A 19,644-nucleotide genomic window follows, 5' to 3' on the forward strand; every position below is an offset into this window, starting at 1 on the left:
CGGATTTTCTGTAGTGGAATAGTGGTCTTTTGATTGTTTACGGGCTACTTTTTGACACTAACTAGTTTACTGGAAAATGATCTATTGACTATTTTTTTAATTGAGACAAATGGAATTCCAAGTGTTCTTCAATAAATGTCGCGATCGTGTAATAACTGTGGTCATGCCCTTTTTGCATACGAACGGTTAACGGATAATCTTTCTCATCTGCCACTGTTGCAATTTTAGAGGGTTGTAATTGCTTTTCATAAAAAGAATCCGCATCTCCTTGGTCGATCAGGACAGGGATTTCTTTGCCAGTATGCTGCTTCAGCAATTCCGTTGCATCCCATTCTTTCCATGTTTCTTGATCATCGCCTAGATACTCAGTGAAGGCTTTTACTCCCCAAGGCACTTCGATCGGGTTAACGATCGGCGCAAATGCAGAAATCGAACGGAATCGATCACTGTTACGCAATCCGATTACTAAAGCACCATGTCCACCCATTGAATGACCGGATATGAATTCTGGACCGTTCAATTGAAAGTGGTCATGAGCGATAGCGGATAACTCTTTAGTGATGTAATCATACATTTGATAATGAGGTGCCCATGGTTTTTCCGTCGCGTTGAGGTAAAATCCGGCTCCTTGGCCTAGATCCCAATCCTCTGAATCGGCTATCTCTTCGCCGCGAGGGCTGGTGTCCGGCATGATCATAGCCACTCCTAAACGAGCAGCTGCTTTTTGTGCCCCAGCTTTATGCGTAAAGTTATCATCAGTACACGTTAGTCCAGACAACCACCAAAATAAAGGCGGGTTGGAGAACGTTTCTTTATTCGGCAAAAACAAACTGAACGTCATCGGACAACCTAAAACGGTCGAATCGTGACGGTATTTGTATTGTGTACCGCCAAAAACAAGGTGCTCTTCAAGTAATTCTAATTGAGACATCCATATCCTCCTCATGTGAAATTAAATTGGAAAATAATTAGTAAGAAAGTACCGTACGAATTGATTTTCCTTCGTGCAGCAAGTCAAATGCTTCGTTGATTTGTTCAAATGGCAATGTGTGTGTGATGAACGGGTCAAGTTGAATCTCGCCAGTCATCGCTTTTTCTACCATACCTGGTAATTCAGTACGTCCTTTGACTCCTCCAAATGCTGAACCGCGCCAAACACGACCGGTAACCAATTGGAATGGGCGTGTGCTGATTTCTTCTCCAGCTCCGGCAACACCGATAACGACGCTTTCTCCCCATCCTTTATGACAGCATTCTAAAGCTGAACGCATAACGTCTACATTTCCAATACATTCAAAACTGTACTCTACTCCGCCATTTGTTATCTCGACGATCACTTCTTGGATCGGACGGTCGTATTCTTTAGGGTTTAAGAAATCTGTAGCGCCCATTTCTTTCGCCAATGCAAATTTGTCAGGATTCGTGTCGATCGCAATGATGCGTCCTGCTTTTGCTTGGACTGCTCCTTGAATGACCGCTAATCCAATCGCACCTAACCCGAAAACAGCAATCGTGTCGCCTTCTGCTACTTTCGCTGCGTTGCTGACAGCACCAATTCCTGTTGTCACTCCGCAACCTAGTAAACAAACCTTTTCTAAAGGAGCTTCTTGATTGACCTTCGCTACTGATATTTCAGAAAGCACTGTATACTCACTGAACGTACTAGTTCCCATGTAGTGGTAAATCGGCTCTCCTTTGTAAGAAAAACGAGTCGTTCCGTCCGGCATCAACCCTTTACCTTGTGTTTCACGAATGGCTTGGCACAAGTTCGTTTTGCCTGATGTACAATACTCGCATTTGCCGCATTCTGGTGTGTACAAAGGAATAACGTGATCGCCTGGTTGAACCGAAGTAACTCCTTCTCCGATTTCGACAACGATACCGCCGCCTTCATGTCCCAATATTGCTGGGAAAACACCTTCTGGATCTGTCCCGGATAACGTATACGCATCCGTATGGCACACAGCTGTATCTGTGATTTTTACTAATACTTCCCCTTTTTTAGGTCCGTCTACATCGATCTCTACGATTTCAAGGGGTTGACCTGGTCCAAATGCAACTGCTGCGCGTGATTTCATGTTGTTGAGCTCCTTTTATGTGTTCAATTTTCATTTAAATCTGAGGAATAGATGCTTGTTACATGCTTAGTTTCCTCTAAATGCCTGCATCAAATATAACATGCTTATCTTTTGGCAACAACTTCCTTACTTATATAGTTTGTGTCAAGTTTTTCTCGAGCGTCCTATTACTCCGCTAGTTTAGGCACTCTATTTTTGTACACTTGTCAGCTACCGCACGGCTCCGCCGCTTGCTAGCCCATCTTTTGGAAGAACGTTCCTAAAACCAGGAACCTTCTCCCAAAAGACAGGAATTAACGAAAACTTTTGATTAATTGTCCTATTGCCGATGAATGAGAGGCATATAATGGAATCGTCCCATTCTTTGCACCAACTGATTGCCGTGTTTTCTCATGCAATAACGACGATAAACGAACCGTTTGTTTCAACTTGCGTTGTTGCCGAGTACTTCTATTTTGCTGATGAAGATAGGCTTCGCGTAAGGTGTGATTGAACATGCCTTGTTTTACTTTTACCATAGCTTCACAGCCTTCTGCGCTCCAATGCATCCCACGTTTTTTCATTCGAAAAGAAATATGCCGTTGATTCGACTCCATTGCGCCTAAACCTCTTGCGTCCTTCGGCACTTGTTCTGCTTTTTCACGCCAGTCGAAAATCCGATCCCAATTCCGTAATACGTATGTTCTGAACGTATTCAATTTTTCCACTGCCGGTGTCTCGTCTAATGTACTTTCATACGTATCCAACCAAATAGTTAATTCATCTAAATCATACGTTTTTAATGCTTGACGGACATGCTGTTTAAAAACGTTAGTTTGCGATCCAAACGCGCGGTTTAAGCCTTGGAAGACATGATAAGAGTCTAGTTGATTTAAAACAGGATAGTTCGATTGAGAAAAAGCTTCTTGGAATTTGTCTGCGGTATACCCTTGTCCACCGTCACTATTGGTAATGATTTGAGCTTGCTGCAACGAATAACGGCTCGCTGTAAAGGCTTGAACTTCTGCCCAAAAACCAGCGGTTTTTTTAGTCGTCATGATGGCTTTAGGTTCTTTTAAAGAAACGCGCTTTCCGTTTTTCTCCCAGCCTTCGTAAAGGATGGCATGACGAACTTCTAAGCTTTTTTTCTTTTCTGTCCCACGTACAAAAACCCCATCCGCTTCGGCGTAAAAATAGTCCACCTTTTTTCCTTCGGGCAACTCCGTGGCTTCTTCTAGTTCCAATACATTTTCTTCATCCTCACGTGATTGTGCTGCTCCAACGCGTTTAAGAAGACTGCCGACTGTTTGATGACTCAGCGTAATGGCCGTCCATTCGTTTAGAATAGCTGCGGTATCTCGATAAGTAGCTTTACTCACCAACTCTGACACTTTTACTTCTACTAGTGGGCTATGGCGTTGATATTTTCGAATGCCTAACCATTCATCTAGTGGATAATGGTTCTGATTATTAGTATCCACCATTAGCGTACGCCGGTACCGAACGGGACCGAAGATAAATTGAACCGTTTTCCAATCTGCTCGTTTTACTTTCCAACCTTCACGTTGTTTTTCCTCTTTGATCACTTCGTTGAAGTTCGACAAAATCTGACCCATTAACTGAGCGAACACATCATACATATAGCCTTGAATCGCTTCTTCTGTTTCTATTAAGTTGCTTGAATCCTTTATTATTTGATAAACCTTTGATATAATCTTATCCATAAGAAGGCCTCTTTCATTTATGTATTTGCCCTGCAAAGCATACATTTATGATAAAGTGCCTTCTTTCTTTTTTCCAGTAAAATTATTGGCTCTCGAGAACTATTTTACACATACACTTATATAAGGAAAAAGCTCTTTTTTGATCAAGTGGACAGTCAGATAGTCTTCACTTGACTAATAGACTCGATTTTCATCGTTGTAAGACCCTATCAAATCCAAATAAGCTATATACCTGCTCATCATCTTTGCTATACTAAGAATATCTTTATTTTGAGAGGAGCAGATTATGCGGGCATATAAAGAGGTAGACATTCTTCACAATAAAAAAATGATTATTTGGTTGAATATACTTTCGTTGGTTTTAGTCGTAGGGTTTTGGGTTTTATTTGCTCAACTAGCATCTTTTGGTCATCCCGATTTATCGTTATCTGGTAAACTAGAGATTGCGGAGATGTTTATTTTATCTATCGGATTTTTTATTTTGATCATAGTTCACGAATTGATTCACGGGTTGTTTTTCAAATTGTTTACTCCAGAGGGAAAAGTGACCTTTGGATTCAAAAATGGGATGGCGTATGCTGCCAGTGTGGGAAATTATTATTCAAAGATGAAGTACGCCATTATTATATTAGCGCCTTTTGTCTTTCTTACGCTGCTTCTGACCTTATTGTTCTATTTGGAATGGATTACGCCGTTTATGTACATCTCGTTGGCTAGCATTCATGCGGGTGCTTGTGTGGGTGATTTTTATTACATACTTTTATTGATCAGAGCACCAAAAAATATCGTAGTCGAAGACACCTCCATAGGAATGAGTATGTTTTTCGATCCACAACATACCTAAACAAATATGAGCTGGTGCGGTTTCAGTCATTATCTGAAATCGCACCAGCTCATCCTGTTTTATTTAGCTAAAAAACGGCTTTTATTTCCTTTGTAAGTCATAAACAAGTTTTGCATCCCACGAGAGACAGCGGTATAAAGAATACGCTGGTCGCGCTCGTCCACATAGTTGTACTCTGACACATCGTACACTAAGACATTATCGAATTCCAAGCCTTTAGATAAGCTGATTGGCAACACATTGATCGTGTAGGCAAATGGAAATTCTGCTTTCAAGTAATCTGTCAGTTGTTTAGCTTCTTCCTCGGTTTTCGTAATGACCGTCAAAGCTCTTCCATCCAACTCCAGTAAAAGCTGATCAAAAACAGCTTTCAAATCCACATTATCCGATACTTTAAACCATTCCGGCTCATTTCCATATGGGCGTACTGGTATGATTTCGATTTGCTGATGCCCTGAGATCAAACGGCTGAAGACTTCCGTAATTGCTCCACTAGAACGGTAGCTGTTCACCAAGTCATAACGTTGGACCGTTTTTTGTTTATTTTCAATAATTCCGGCGATTTCAGCAAACGTGATCGAAGAATTGAAGATCGCTTGATTTTCATCTCCTACCATCGTAAAGTCACTCTTCGTAAAGAGGTCAGACATTAAGCTCATTTGCGCTGGAGTGTAATCTTGCACTTCGTCGATCAGCACAAATCGCATCAACGGAAACGAGATTCTCTCGACAAAAGTATTCATGATCAGCAAATAGATCACAGCTTCATCTACAGTTAGCACTTCTCTGGAATGAACATACGATTCTTTTTGATAGTGAAGGTACAAAGCATCAAAAATACGTGTGAGATCGACCCATTTATTTTGTTCGATCCCTTTCGTAACGCCTCGGTATTTCTTCCGCAGCAACTGCTCCCCATATTCGATCACTTTCTCTTCGTTGTCTTCTGTGATCAATTCTCCAAAATGCTTCATCTGCATTTTTTCAGACATTTCCAAGATCTGATCTTGTATCGCGTGAGTCTTCGATTGAGCAATCAAGCGTCTTTCCCAATAGCTCGCCAGACGGCTTTTTGTTGCTTGGATTCTGTCTATCATGGGACTGGATTCTGGTGTCGTTTGGTAAATATCCATCATTTTTTCTTTTGAAATGATGATTTTCCCTTTGTGCATCAAATCTCTGAACAGATCACCTTCCGCAGCCACGACTTCATTAGCTTGCTTGATGAAATCTACAAATTCAAGACTTCTCAATACTGCCGTTTGCTTGTCGACAGTTGGTTGACTGATGCGCGAGAAGTATTCTTCTTCCGTTTCCATTTTCCAGTTGACCTGTTGCCCAACGAATTGCAGCAGCGTCATGTTCAATGGATTCTTCTCTCCTAAAGACGGCAGTACATTTGAAATGTAATTGATAAATTGATTGTTAGGGGACAAAATCAATACATTATCCGAAGTGATTTCTTTACGTAAAGAATAGAGCAAATAAGCAATACGCTGCATGACGGTAGAGGTTTTCCCGCTTCCAGCAACTCCATTCACTAACAAAATTGGATGCTTAGTGTCTCGAATAATCACATTCTGCTCGTTTTGAATGGTCGCCGTGATGTCTTTCATTTGCTCAGTAGTATCTTGTTCCAAGGCTTCCAGCAGCACGTCATCTTGGATAGCCACTGTCGTATCAAAATAATTCAGCAGACGATTGGCTTCGACAATCAATTGTCGGCGGCTCTTGATCTCGACGTCTATCGTATGTTGGTTCACCTCATACGAGGAGTTTCCAAGAGTGTTGTTGTAAAACAACTCCGCAATCGGCGAACGCCAGTCATAAATCAAGTTGTCTCCTTCTTCATCCGCAAATCCATTGATACCGATATAAAATCCTTCATTTGGCTCGTCATCCAAGAAATCGACCGTTACTTTGCCAAAATAAGGCGATTGCAATAAACGTTCCACTTTTTCCAATAACACAAGAGCTGCCTTTAGTTTGATGTTCATTTGGTCAATCTCACGGCTCTTCATTTCCAGCCCTAAAAAAGTATCCAAGTTGTCCAATGTACTATCAAAATTCAAGCTGGAATCTCCAGACATATTTTTCAATGCCGCGATGCCCTCTGTCTTATTTTGCTCTATCGAATCCCTAAGCGTCTGCTCAGTTGCCTCAAGTCTTTCGTACACAAACTGAAGGTACTCTTGTTCTTTCTTAAACTCGGTGTCGACCATCTGTGTTGCCCCCTGTCTGTTTTATAGCGAACAGTTATTGTACCGCCTTTTTGCTTAGTAATCAATAGGTTCATCATTAAAATACGTTTTAGAAATGTTGATTTTTTCTATTGATCAAATGAACATCAATTATCGTCTCACTTGATCAATAGACCTATTCTATTAGTCAAGTGAACAATATTTCGAGCCGTACTTGATTAATAGCTCTTCTTATACTACAAAAAGCCCTCTTGGAAACCATGGTAGTTTCCAATAAGGGCGTATTCTAAGTTGTTTAGTCCAAGCTAAAATCCAATATCGGTCCGACTGGGACGATTCCTGTCGGGTTGATGTTTTTGTGACTGCGATAGTAATGTTCTTTGATATGCTTGAAGTTCACCGTCTCAGCGATTCCAGGCCAATTGTACAATTCTCTCGTGTAACGCCACAGATTTTTATAGTCGCGGATTTGTCGGATGTTACATTTGAAATGACTGTAATACACGCTGTCAAAGCGGATCAGTGTAGTAAATAAGCGCCAGTCTGCTTCCGTGATCTGATCGCCAACTAAGTAGCGCTGATTTTCTAAGCGAGCTTCTAATTGGTCCAACGTTTTGAATAACCTGCCTACTTCTTCTTGGTAGACTCCTTCATTAGTCGCAAAACCTGCTTTGTACACACCATTATTGACGTTATGGTAAACGAGTTCGTTGACCGCGTCGATTTCTTCCTGCAGCTCTTTCGGGTAATAATCGCCTTCCTTGGCTCCTACACCATAAAAAGCTGTATTCAGCATGCGCATGATCTCAGAAGATTCATTGTTTACGATTTTATTTTGCTTCAAATCATACAATATCGGTACTGTGACTCGCCCACTATAATTAGGGTCCACATGAGTGTACAATTCATGCAAGTAAGTCGCGTTGATTACAGGATCCGGGATAACGCCCACTGCCGGCTCAAATGTCCACCCGTTTTCTGCCATCAATGGATTAACAACGGATACGGAAATCATGTCTTCCAATTTTTTTAATTTGCGCATGATCAAAGTTCGGTTCGCCCATGGACAAGCCATGGCTACATATAAATGGTACCGATTCGGTTCTGCTTTGAACCCGCCTTCACCGGTTGGACCGGGACTGCCGTCTGGAGTAATCCAATTACGGTACTGGGCTTCCGTACGAATAAAACGCCCTCCGTTTCCTTCCGTATCATACCACTGGTCGTGCCACTTTCCATCTACTAATAATCCCATAATTTTCCCCTTCCGAATACCTTTTGATACTTCATTATCCAAGTGTTTTCTATTTCAATTATAAAGGTATGATGAGCGATTAACAAATGAACAGCTGTCTCATCGTTATTTTTACAACTAATAAAGCCTTGACTGCTTTAATAAAAAGAATAGTTTATTTGTAGTATTTACTCTTTTAATCTCCCTTATTTGAGCGTAAATTAGTAGAGAGGTGAAAAAATGAAAAAGTACAAACACTTAATTTTTGATTTAGACAATACGTTGCTGGACTTTAATGATACAGAAGAACAAGCTCTTAAGAATGTATTTAAAACATTCAACGTTCCAGAAACTGCAGAATCCTTTGATACATACAAATCAATCAATAAAGGCTTATGGTCTTCTTTAGAAAAAGGAACAATCGCTAGAGAAGATATTTTCAAAACTCGATTTGCCTTGTTTTTTAAGGAATACAACTTGGATGTTGATGGGATAAAAGCAGAAAAACTATACCGTGGATTTTTGAATGACGGCTGCAAGACGGTTGAAAATGCCGAGATACTTTTGAGCAAGCTAAAGAAACGAAACTACCGGATCTATGCGGGTACCAACGGCATGGGAGTTACTCAAAGAAAACGATTAACAGATTCTGGTCTGCTGCATTATTTTGACGACCTGTTTATTTCAGAAGAAATCGGTTATGAAAAACCTGATCCTCGTTTTTTTGATACTCTATTTGATTCGTTGCAGATTACAGATAAAGAGTCCTGTTTAATGATTGGAGACAGCTTATCTTCCGATATTTTAGGTGCTCAAAACGTCGAGATCGATAGCGTTCTTTATGACCCAGAACAAATCTTATCGTCATCAGCTGCAACTTATACTATAAATGACTTATTGCAAATTTATTCTTTATTAGAAGAGGAAAAATAACTGCAGCTGGACGATTCTTTATTTCTGCTCTTTAGAATACAATAAAATCCCTTACTGCAGCACTTGTCTGCAGTAAGGGATTTTTAACATGGTAACCGATCTATCTTTCTGTCACTTCTTCGTTATCAAATGAGTAGCTCTTCTTTTTGATTCCAAAGTATATTATCATCAACCCATTGCTCACTAGCAATAATGCTGCAAACAACCACACTGCTGTCGTCATCGATCCGCCGATCGAGATCGCGTTTCTTAAAGCCTCGATCGCATAAGTCATCGGTAAGTACGGATAAATACTTTGGTAAAAACCATTTGATAGAATAATGGGATAGGTCCCTCCAGAACTTGCCAACTGCAAGATCATGAAAATCAGCATCAAGAAAGCACCTACTTTGCCTAATACAACATTGAACAACGTCACCAATGACATAAAAGCCATTGATTCAAGTATCAAGAAACCTAAAACTTTTCCTGGAGAGATCGGGTCCATCCCCAATACATAGATCAGCACGGCAAAGACAATAAGAGCCTGCAAGACACTCACTAAGCCAAGAATCGACATTTTACTGGCCCACCAAGAGACCCCAGAAGTCGGCTGCATTTTTGGTTTGTAAGCATCAAACATCATATTCGCTGTCAAAGTCCCTACAAATAATGCCACAGACATCATATACGGTGCCATGGATGTTCCGTTGTTGGCTAGCTTATCTTTATCTGTATGATGGGTCGTAACAGGATCCGAAACCGCTGCTGCTGCAGATTCTGTCGTATTCACTTCTCTGATCTGAGCTGCTCCATCAGTCAAACTATCTGACAATGTTGCTAAGCCGGCATCAACTTCCTTCAAAGATCCTGCAACTTTGGCTTCACCTTCTGCTAATTGTCCGCTTCCAGAAGAGATTTGTTGAGCCCCATCGGATAGTTGGTCAGAGCCCTCTACTAATTTACTGCTGTTAGCTGTCAATTGAGAGGTCCCATTTGCCAATGTTTGTGCTCCAGACTGTAAATCCGTTACTCCATTGCTTAATGTCGGGATTTTTTCTGCTACTGTCGAAAGCCCATTTGCTAGGTCATTTGCTCCGCTTATCAAACCAGCGGAATTTCGGTCCAATTGATCAGCTCCGTCAGCGATTTGACTAGAACCTTCAACTAATTGATCCACACCTGTCACTAAAGCTCCTGTTTTCTCATTCAAAGTCGTTAAGCCATTAGAAATTTGTGCTGCTCCGTTGTTTAACGTGTCATTTTTTTCTGTTAGTTCATTCGTACCTTCTAAAATCGTCTGGCTGCCTTCTTGCAGTTGTTGCAAGGAAGCAGTCAATACAGGCAATGATTGATTCAACTGTTCCGTAGCTGCAGCAATACTCTGAGCAACGGGAGCAGCTTTTTGGGAAAGAGCCGACACATTACCTACGATTGCTGTCAAAGCTTGCGTTTGTGCATCTGTCACTCTCACTAGTTGCTCTGTAGCTGTTTTCAGATCTTGTTCTGCTTGACTATTGGGCAACAGATTTTCTGCCGCTGTCAACGTTTGGCTATTTTGCTTTTGCATAGTTATTAAAACCAACGCTTGCTGTTCTTCGGTCAAATCCACTCCGCTATCTGTTAAAGCTTGTATGACTGCATCAGCATTCACTGCTAAATCTGCTTCGTAACTCGCTTCGATAGGATCTGTATCAACCGAAGAATTTGAAGCTCCTAACACTTGTGAAACTTGTTTAACATACGATTGTACACCAGTCAAATATCGTTGCAATTGGTTTTTATTTTCTTCTGTTAAATTTACTCCCGTTAAGCTGTTGGCTAACTGGTTCGCCCCATCATTTAATTGTTGGACTTGTGTGGGCAGATTTTTTGTCTGATCAACCACTTGGGTCAACCCACCGTTCAGCTGTTCAGCACCCTCGTTGACCGCACTCACGCCAGATGTGTATTGTTGGATACCATTTTTTAAACTGGATGCTCCAGTATCCAGATCACTAATTCCCGTTGTCAGCATCGGCAGCTGTCCTGAAAGCCCAAGAAGTCCGTTATTCAGCTGTGCCACACCAGCAGATAAAGAACCTACACCGTTTGTATATTGCAGGACTCCATTTGCCAAAGTAGTCCCACCACTGTTCAACTCATTGATACCCGTTGTTAAAGTAGGTAATTTCCCTGACAAAGCATCGATCCCTGTTGACAATTGACCCGCTCCATTGTCGATTTGAGCGACGCCGGCCACGTAGTCTTTCAATCCGATACTCAACGTTTGGCTGCCTTCTGCAAATTCCAGTGAGCTGGAAGCTAATGTTTCCAAATTGGTTTGGATCAACGCGCTGGCGTCCGCTAATTGAGTCGTTCCGTTTTTAAGCTTTTGACTACCTTCTGACGCTTCTTCCATCCCTGATCCTACATTGCCAAATTGTTCTAATATAGTCGCTGTGTACATTTCTGTGACTTGATTGGAGACTTGGTTTTTCAATTCGGTGATCGCTGAAGCCGCCATTTTATAAGCTGTCAAATTTCTTCCTTGTGTTGTCTGGTAATCCACGACCATTTGCTTTGGATGGTCGGACAACAATGTGGTAGCATTCTGCGAAAAGTCCTCTGGAACAGTGATTTTTAAGTAGTAATCTCCATCAGAGAGTCCCTCATTCGCTTCTTTTTCCGACACAAAATGAAAATCTAAGCTTTTACTCTCTTTCAAGTTATCTACCAGCTGATCTCCGATTTCCAACGTTTTTCCTTGAAACTCTACTACCTTATCTTTATTGACTACCGCTACAGGTAACTGATCGACATGTCCATAGGGATCCCATAGAGCACCCAAGAAAATCAAATTATATAAAGCCGGTATCAGGGCTATAACACTCAATACAATGATAAGAAATTTATGTTGTGCGATAAATTTCCATTCTTTTTTTATCATGACACTATTTCCCTCTTTCTTTTGTCCTAACCTATGCCTAAATTATTTTCAACAGATCATTTTTAGACACTTGTAAAACTCATAAAGTCATGATAGATTCTATTTGAAACGAAGGCAAGATACAGATTAAGTCCTGTGTTTAAATTTAGACAAAATCAAAAATCTGCAAATAAAAGAGGGGTAGTAAAATGAAGTATGACTTGTCCAAAAAACCGACTCGCGGCGCTCAACGAACGCTCGAAGCTTTCTCAAAAACCATGTTCAATCTGTTAGCTAAAAAGTCTTTTGAATCGATCAGCGTGAATGAAATCTGCGAGATCAGCAATTTCCCTCGAGCTACTTTTTACAATTATTTTGACGACAAATACGATTTATTGAATTACTGTTGGCACTTATTGAGCAACCAGATCTATCTTAACGAACCATCCAATGTTGCTTCCGATAAAATACTCAGTACATTGTTTGATCGGACGTATTATTTACTATCCTCGCATAATGAACTATTGAACGATATTCTAAAGAACAATCCCAGCAACAGTTCTTTGATCAATCACTTCAGTAGTTACTTAAAACGTGTCATCCAAAATATTTTCCATGAATACTTAGACTTCAGCAGTAAAGATATACCGTTAGAATTAGTCGTTGATCACTTCAGCAACACTGTTATGCTGATCTTAGAGGCTGTTTTCTTGAAAAAACAACCTATCTCCCTTGAAGAAGCCCATAAATACTTAACCTTTTTGCTGGGACATTTAATAGTAGAATCTCCAGAAAATAATTAACCGAGTCTTTTTTACTCTAGTTTGGTGAGCAAATTGGTTCTAATAGTCAAGTGGAGAATATTCACTCCTTCACTTGATTAATAGATCGCTTCTATTTATCAAGTGACCACTGCCAAATCCCTCACTTGATTAATAGATCACTTCTATTGATCAAGTGGCAATAATTCCAACCTTCACTTGACTATTAGAGTAACTTCCATTCCATTTCAGAGTACATAAATGACCTAAAAGCATTAAAAGAGCGAGGACTTCATCCTCTCTCTTTCTTCTCATATCAAAATCATAATTCTTTACTCATTGCCTTATACTCTTCTACAATCTGTATCCCAGCACTCGTTCCCAAACGTTCCGCACCAGCTTCTATCATGGCTCTAGCAGCAGCAATGTCTCGAATACCTCCTGCTGCTTTCACTTTGACGTCAGAACCGACAATGTCTTTCATAAGTTTTACATCTTCCACAGTGGCGCCGCTCGTTCCAAAACCAGTAGACGTTTTTACGAAATCCGGTTGAACTTTTTTAGCTATTTGACACACAGCGGCTTTTTCTTCATTGGTCAGGTAGCAATTCTCTAAAATCACTTTACTCAAAATACCATGTTCTCGACAAACGCCTACGATTTCAGTCATTTCCTTCTCGATGTAATCCAGCTTTCCATCTTTTAATTCTCGGACATTGATGACATAGTCAATTTCATCGGCTCCGTTTGCGATGGCATCTTTGACTTCAAAAACTTTCACCGCAATCGACGTTTGTCCTAATGGAAAGCCAATAGCTGCACCAACATGGACAGGACTATCTTTCAACAACTCTTTACAAAGAGCCACTGGCGCTGAATTGATCGCTACCATTTTAAACCCATATTCGTCGGCTTCTTGGCATAATTTCTCAAATCCTGCTTTTTGTGCATCCGCTTTTAGTAAAGTCTGGTCTATCATATTGGCTAATTCTGCTACCCTCATTTGAATAGTCATTCTTTTTCCTCCTCTTACTGAATTTGGTTTCATTTTAACACACTACATCAGTTGAAACATTACTAGTGTCACGATGCTTATCCTGTTTGGTTTCCTAATTACGGACATGAGCAACAATCTCCTTTTCAGCAGACGTAATCACCCTAATTCTTCTGCTGAAATCAATCATCGGATCAAGGAAACACTGCGATTTTCTGCTGTAAACGACGCTCCTATTCTTCAAAGCTGATGGTTTCTTTGCATTTGATCTAGATTGAATCACCGACGTCGTTTGGCTTTTCTGATGTTTTCTACTATCCTTGTAAAAAACGTATGAACATAATGTTCAGTAGGCATGACTTTATTTTTTAAAAAAAGGAACATGAGAACCTGAATGGATAAGCAGCCGCTTATCTCATGCATTTTCCTATATAATCTAACTATTAGATATTATAGGAGGTTTTTTTATGTTAACAGTCGCTTATATCGGTAACGGAAAAAGTACGAATCGCTATCATCTGCCTTTTTCCTTAAAAACAAAGAACGTTAAAGTGAAAACAATCTATTCTCGTCATGAAAACAGCTCTTGGGATAAAGTTCCTGGAGTCCACTACACAACGAATTTAGAAGATATTTGGAATGATCCGGAAATTCAACTGGTTGCGATTTGCCTTCCAGGTTCATTGCATTTTGAATTTGCAAAATTATCACTGGAAAAAGGGAAACATACGCTGGTTGAAAAACCGTTTACTGAAACTGCTGAAGAAGCAAGAGAATTATTTGAGTTGGCAAAATCAAAAAATTTACTCGTTCAATGCTACCAAAATAGACGCTACGATTCAGATTTCCTGACGGCTCAAAAAGTCATCGAAAGCGGCGTGATAGGTGAATTACTGGAAGTCGAAATGCATTATGATTATTTCAGACCAGAAGTTCCAGAAAACAGCACCGAATTTTCAGCATCTTCCAGCTATTTATATGGACATGGGTGCCATACGATCGATCAAGTTCTTTCCTACTTCGGAGATCCAGATTCCATCCATTATGATGTAAGACAATTATTGGGTCCTGATCGAATGAATGATTATTTTGACTTGGACTTTTACTATTCAAAAATAAAGGTTTCTGTTAAATCAAGCTACTTCAGAATAAAACAGCGATCAAGCTTTGTTCTGTATGGTAAGAAAGGCATGTTTATCAAGCACGATAAAGATAGACAGGAAGAACACCTAAAATTATTCTATATGCCGACTCACGCTGATTTTGGTGTGGATACCCCAGAACATTACGGTACGGTGACTTATATGGATACTGATGGCCTTTACCATGAAGAAAAAGTCGTTTCAGAAATTGGGGATTACAGTCGTGTTTATGAAGGATTGTATGAGGCTATTATCAATGGAAAAGATAAAACAGTGAAAGATGAAGAAACGATTCGTCAACTAGAGATACTCGAAGAAGGCATTCAAAGTATCACATACTAACTTATCCATGCAGTTAAAAAATAAGGAACCCTCAACTAAGAAAGAAGGTTTGTTATGAAACTCGCCATTATAGGTTCTGGCATGATCGTACATGATTTTTTAACTATGGCCCTTGATATTCCAGAGATTCAGTTAGAGATGATTGTAGGAACGAATAGAAGCAGCGATAAAATGCAGCTTTTAAAAGACACATACGGCATTCGCCAAGTCTCCACTAGTTACGAAGATTGTTTAAATGATCAACGTATCGATACCGTTTATATCGCACTACCCAATCATCTGCATTTTTCTTTTGCTAAACAAGCCATACTGAATAAAAGAAATGTGATTTGCGAGAAACCCTTTACCTTAAACTTAGCCGAAATGAAAGAGCTGAGAGAACTGGCTTTGGCAAACAACGTCATGTTATTAGAAGCTATAACCAATCAATATTTAACCAATTATAAAAGGATAAAAGAAGCCATAAGTACTATTGGAGCTATTAAAATTATTGAATGTAATTATTCACAATATTCATCAAGGTATGATGCCTTCAAAAAAGGAGATGTCTTACCGGCGTTCAATCCTAAAATGGGTGGCGGAGCTTTAATGGATATTAACATTTACAACATTCACTTTGTAACGGGTATTTTTGGGGAGCCCCAAAAAGTCAGTTACTTGGCAAATGTGGAAAAAGGAATTGATACTTCCGGCATCCTTAGTCTTGATTATGGGGATAAAAAAGCAGTCTGTATAGGTGCTAAAGATTCTACAGCTCCGATACGAACCATTATCCAAGGCGATAAAGGAGCTGTCATTATTGAAGGTCCTACAAGTACTATCGACCGATTTACTGTAATAGACCATCAAAATAAGAGTGAAACCGTTGATTTTAAAGTGCATACGCATCGGATGTATGAGGAATTCATTGAATTTGAACGAATCATAAGAGAATCAGACGTTGAAGCTATGATGAAACACCTTGATCACAGCGAAATGGTTATGTCTATTGTAGATAAAGGATTAGAAACTGCTGGTATATCCTTAGGGTAAATTTTCACAGTAGAAAACAGGCACTTTTTCAATATGTGGATCGTCATAGTTCTTCTGACAAAATTCCATTTTGAATTAGTAACTGTTTTTCTTTTAAATTTTCCACATTACTTCTATATTCTTTTGCATATAAAATAGAATATAAAGTATCTAATACATATTGAAAGGCAACTTGTGAGGCGAAAGTTCCCACCTTTACAAAATCATATTCTTCCTGAACTATCACTATTGTTTCAGCAGCTAATGGAATCAAATCAGATTCTGTATTTCCGGTTATTAAAATAGTAGGGATATTTTTGTTGGAAAAATGTTGTAACATACGCTTATATTGCGGACTAGTTCCACTATAAGATAAAAACAGAGCACAGTCCTTTGCAGTAAGGTTAGAAGCATTCCATGCCTCGTCTGCATATTCTTCAGAGATAATTGCAAATTTATTGATTTTTACTAATTTATTTTGAAAGCTTCTCGCTCGTATTTGTGAATCACCACGTGAAAACAGAAAAATATGCTTAGATTTGAACAGAATCTCTGCCACTGATTGCAGCAACTCTTCATCTAATTGATTCAATGTTTTTTTTATGGTATCCATTGTTAAATTGGCGATATTCTTAGCAATATCCATGGTTAAATCTTCTTGTTTAAAAGGAAAGTTAGCATCCACTTCATTAGGTAAATGTAGCTGACTGTAGACAACACCTGAGATGGCATTCTTAAAACTTCTAAACCCATCATAACCCATTTTTTTGCAGAGACGGATAATCGTCGAATGAGAAGTGTACGTTAGTTTTGCCAGATCCTCAATATATATCGTCGGAATTTTGGTGATATTCTGTATAACATAATCGGCTATCCTCATTTCTGTATTTGTAAAGTTCGTTTGATCTTTCAACTTAGTTAATACTTGCACCAAATCCAACCACTCCTTTATAACTTGATTCTATATTATTTAGTGAACGTTTACTAACTTTAAGGCACTGATACTTGTTTTCCAAATGATAATTTGCTATAGTTATATTGTAATTAATACAATTAAACAACTATTATGAAATGGAGTGATTAGGATAATGAGTATTGATTTTAAAGATCATGGCAAAAAACCTTATGTTGTAAATATTGAAGATGCTACAGTGCAAAATGATAACTACCGTACAACGATATGGACAGGTGCTAAATTACAAGTAACCGTCATGACTATTCAACCAAACGATGATATTGGCCTAGAAGTTCATCATGGAATTGATCAATTTATTCGCATCGAAGAAGGACAAGGGCTATGCCAAATGGGACCTTCTGAAGATGACTTAAATTTTGAACAAGTTGTTTCTGAAGATGAAGCCGTATTGGTTCCAGCAGATATGTGGCACAATATTAAAAATACTGGTGACAAACCATTAAGATTATATACCATTTATGCGGGTCCTGATCATGTTGAAGGAACTATTCACCCAACTCATGAAGATGCAGAAAATGATCCTAATGAACACTAAAAAAAGCCTCGCTGTATAAAGAATTTTATACAGCTAGGAAAAAACTAAAAGATTAAACCAATAAAAGTGTGTGAGCCTATCGGAAATCCCAATAGGCTCACACACTTTTATATTTTTTATTAACGCAACAAACGCAATCCATTCAAAATAACTAAAATCGTCGATCCTTCATGGAAGACAACTCCTACCGGCAAATCTAAATAACCTAAAAGGTTTAAAATCATCAATAGGATGATCACACTGATAGAGAAGAAAATATTTTGTTTAATAATTCGGTTCAATCGTTTGCTTAAGTGATAACTATAAAGCAATTTAGCTAAATCATTTTTTACAATCACCACATCCGCTGACTCTATCGCCACCGATGACCCGCTCCCCATAGCAATACCGATATCCGCATTCGCTAACGCGGGTGCATCATTAATTCCATCTCCAACCATGCCTACCACCTTTTTATTTCGCTGACTTTTCAAGATATGTTTAATCTTATCTTCTGGAAGACAATTGGCTACATAATCATTTACTTTGACTTTCTTAGCAACTTTCGAAGCTACCATTTCATTGTCTCCAGTCAAAAGTACAACTTGAATACCTTCTTTTTGAAAACCAGCTACTGCTTCGATTGCCTCATCCCGAATTTCATCAGAAAGAGAAATGTACCCAACAATTTCATTGCTTTTCGCCACAAAAATCGTCGTATTTTCTTCAACTGCTTTACCAAGATAATAATTTTTATCAGGGTACCCACTAAATGTACTTGGTTTCCCTATTTCAATTGCTCCTTTTCTAACACCTTGTCCAGCTATTTCCTCCACAGGTTCTGAAGTATCAATGTCTGTAAAGTTTCTGTTTTCAAAAGCTGCCACAATAGCATTGGCTATTGGATGGTTAGATTGTTGTTCCATATAAACCACTTCATTCAAAACGTCTTCTGGAACTTCATAATTTAATACTCTGAAATCACCAAATGTCAGTGTCCCCGTTTTATCACTATATAAAATATCCATCGTATTCAAAGACTCCATTGCTGCTCCGCCTTTAACTAACACCCCATTTTTTGCTCCATTACTGATAGCACTTAATGTTGCTGGTGTAGCAGAAGCAACCAAAGCACATGGGCTAGCAACGGTTAATAAAACCATCCCTCTATAAAAAGCGTCCTCAAAGCTATACTCGTTGAAATAATAAAGACTCGCAATGAACAATGGGACCATAATTAAAACAACTAGTACGTATTTCGTTTCAAAACGGTCAATAATTTTAGAAATTTTCGAAGGGCTTTTCTGTGCTTCTTCTACCATTCGTATAATATTTGAGAAGACGGTTTGGTCACTCGTTTTATTCACTTCAAGATGAAAGGCATTTCCTTCATTGAAAGTCCCAGAAAATACTTCGGCTCCCTTTTCTTTTTCAACAGGCATTGATTCTCCAGTAAGGCTGGATTCATTGATTTGTGTTTTTCGGTCAGAATACCCATCAATAGGTATCTGTGCTCCTTTTGAAACGACTACAATGTCACCAACTTTTAACGATTCAGTAGGTACTTCACTCACTTCATCATTTTCTTTTAGCAATTGCGCTGTAGAAGGCACATGAGATAGCAACTCAGAAATAGCACTTTTGGATTTATTGGTTGCATAGGATTCTAGAGCTTCTGAGCCAGCAAAAATAAGCAGTAATACAGCTCCTTCTGATTCATAATGAATCAAACATGCACCTAATGCGGCTAAAACCATTAGCAAATCAACATTTGGAGCTTTAGAATGAATTGTTTCTGTCACCGCTTTTTTAGCTGAAAAGAACCCTAAAAAGAAAATGGCCACATAAAAAGAAAGTGAACTATAAAAACCTCCCATCGTATTTAAAATAAATCCAATAATTGTAAAAAAGACTCCAATGACTAAAAACTGTCCTGAACGCGTATTGCTTAAAAACTTCCACATTTCCCTCTTCCTTTCTTTAATTTTTTTTTAAGTTAGTGGTTAGATTTTCCCTCCTTAATA

The 19,644-nt window shown here is 39.1% G+C and carries 15 protein-coding genes; 6 read left to right on the forward strand and 9 right to left on the reverse strand.

Translation table 11 applies throughout. The features are described 5' to 3' along the window. Positions 1-88: 88 nt before the first annotated feature. The 3 genes from fghA to LMF32_RS03905 form a co-directional block, all read right to left on the reverse strand. Positions 89-931, reverse strand: a complete 843-nt coding sequence (fghA, locus tag LMF32_RS03895) for an S-formylglutathione hydrolase (RefSeq protein WP_230523932.1) — start codon at positions 929-931, stop codon at positions 89-91. A gap of 37 nt (positions 932-968) precedes the next feature. Next, positions 969-2,078 carry an S-(hydroxymethyl)glutathione dehydrogenase/class III alcohol dehydrogenase gene (locus LMF32_RS03900; protein ID WP_230523933.1) on the reverse strand — a complete coding sequence of 370 codons (1,110 nt, stop codon included), beginning with the start codon at positions 2,076-2,078 and terminating at the stop codon, positions 969-971. Positions 2,079-2,371: 293 nt separating this feature from the next. Next, positions 2,372-3,781, reverse strand: a complete 1,410-nt coding sequence (locus LMF32_RS03905) for an ISLre2 family transposase (RefSeq protein WP_230523934.1) — start codon at positions 3,779-3,781, stop codon at positions 2,372-2,374. A 286-nt stretch (positions 3,782-4,067) separates the two neighbouring features. Between LMF32_RS03905 and LMF32_RS03910 the strand changes: the two genes are divergently transcribed. Further along, complete coding sequence (locus LMF32_RS03910) at positions 4,068-4,625, forward strand: DUF3267 domain-containing protein (RefSeq protein ID WP_230523935.1); 558 nt, start codon at positions 4,068-4,070, stop codon at positions 4,623-4,625. A 59-nt stretch (positions 4,626-4,684) separates the two neighbouring features. On the opposite strand, the gene helD is transcribed toward LMF32_RS03910, so the two are convergent. Continuing rightward, a complete protein-coding gene (helD, locus tag LMF32_RS03915; protein ID WP_230523936.1) occupies positions 4,685-6,847 on the reverse strand; it encodes an RNA polymerase recycling motor HelD in 2,163 nt (720 codons plus the stop codon). 274 nt (positions 6,848-7,121) lie between these two features. Beyond that, the gene (locus tag LMF32_RS03920; protein WP_092480781.1) at positions 7,122-8,081 is read right to left on the reverse strand and encodes a glutathione S-transferase family protein; all 960 of its coding nucleotides are present in this window, start codon (positions 8,079-8,081) and stop codon (positions 7,122-7,124) included. A 219-nt stretch (positions 8,082-8,300) separates the two neighbouring features. On the opposite strand from LMF32_RS03920, the gene LMF32_RS03925 reads away from it, so the two are divergent. Next, entirely contained in the window at positions 8,301-8,993 is a 693-nt protein-coding gene (locus tag LMF32_RS03925) for a YjjG family noncanonical pyrimidine nucleotidase (protein WP_230523937.1), read from the forward strand. A gap of 100 nt (positions 8,994-9,093) precedes the next feature. Here LMF32_RS03925 and LMF32_RS03930 read toward each other — a convergent pair whose 3' ends face one another. Then, positions 9,094-11,901 (reverse strand): YhgE/Pip domain-containing protein, encoded by a 2,808-nt coding sequence (locus LMF32_RS03930; RefSeq protein ID WP_230523938.1) that lies wholly within the window; start codon positions 11,899-11,901, stop codon positions 9,094-9,096. 188 nt (positions 11,902-12,089) lie between these two features. On the opposite strand from LMF32_RS03930, the gene LMF32_RS03935 reads away from it, so the two are divergent. Next, on the forward strand, positions 12,090-12,683 hold the full coding sequence (locus tag LMF32_RS03935) for a TetR/AcrR family transcriptional regulator (RefSeq protein WP_230523939.1): 594 nt from the start codon (positions 12,090-12,092) through the stop codon (positions 12,681-12,683). A gap of 280 nt (positions 12,684-12,963) precedes the next feature. Here LMF32_RS03935 and deoC read toward each other — a convergent pair whose 3' ends face one another. After that, positions 12,964-13,656 (reverse strand): deoxyribose-phosphate aldolase, encoded by a 693-nt coding sequence (gene deoC / locus LMF32_RS03940; RefSeq protein ID WP_230523940.1) that lies wholly within the window; start codon positions 13,654-13,656, stop codon positions 12,964-12,966. Between the two features lie 446 nt (positions 13,657-14,102). On the opposite strand from deoC, the gene LMF32_RS03945 reads away from it, so the two are divergent. Together LMF32_RS03945 and LMF32_RS03950 are read left to right on the forward strand one after the other, a co-directional pair. Beyond that, positions 14,103-15,119, forward strand: coding sequence for a Gfo/Idh/MocA family oxidoreductase (locus LMF32_RS03945; RefSeq protein WP_230523941.1), 1,017 nt, complete (start codon positions 14,103-14,105; stop codon positions 15,117-15,119). Between the two features lie 54 nt (positions 15,120-15,173). Then, positions 15,174-16,151 (forward strand): Gfo/Idh/MocA family oxidoreductase, encoded by a 978-nt coding sequence (locus tag LMF32_RS03950; RefSeq protein ID WP_230523942.1) that lies wholly within the window; start codon positions 15,174-15,176, stop codon positions 16,149-16,151. 43 nt (positions 16,152-16,194) lie between these two features. On the opposite strand, the gene LMF32_RS03955 is transcribed toward LMF32_RS03950, so the two are convergent. Next, entirely contained in the window at positions 16,195-17,061 is an 867-nt protein-coding gene (locus LMF32_RS03955) for a MurR/RpiR family transcriptional regulator (protein WP_230525071.1), read from the reverse strand. 157 nt (positions 17,062-17,218) lie between these two features. Here LMF32_RS03955 and LMF32_RS03960 point away from each other — a divergent pair, with 157 nt between their 5' ends. Next, the gene (locus tag LMF32_RS03960; protein WP_188205019.1) at positions 17,219-17,641 is read left to right on the forward strand and encodes a cupin domain-containing protein; all 423 of its coding nucleotides are present in this window, start codon (positions 17,219-17,221) and stop codon (positions 17,639-17,641) included. Positions 17,642-17,760: 119 nt separating this feature from the next. Here LMF32_RS03960 and LMF32_RS03965 read toward each other — a convergent pair whose 3' ends face one another. Then, entirely contained in the window at positions 17,761-19,584 is a 1,824-nt protein-coding gene (locus LMF32_RS03965; RefSeq protein ID WP_230523943.1) for a heavy metal translocating P-type ATPase, read from the reverse strand. Positions 19,585-19,644 lie beyond the last annotated feature (60 nt).

The sequence above is a fragment of the Desemzia sp. C1 genome (genome assembly GCF_020882875.1).
Taxonomy (GTDB): Bacteria; Bacillota; Bacilli; order Lactobacillales; family Carnobacteriaceae; genus Desemzia; species Desemzia incerta.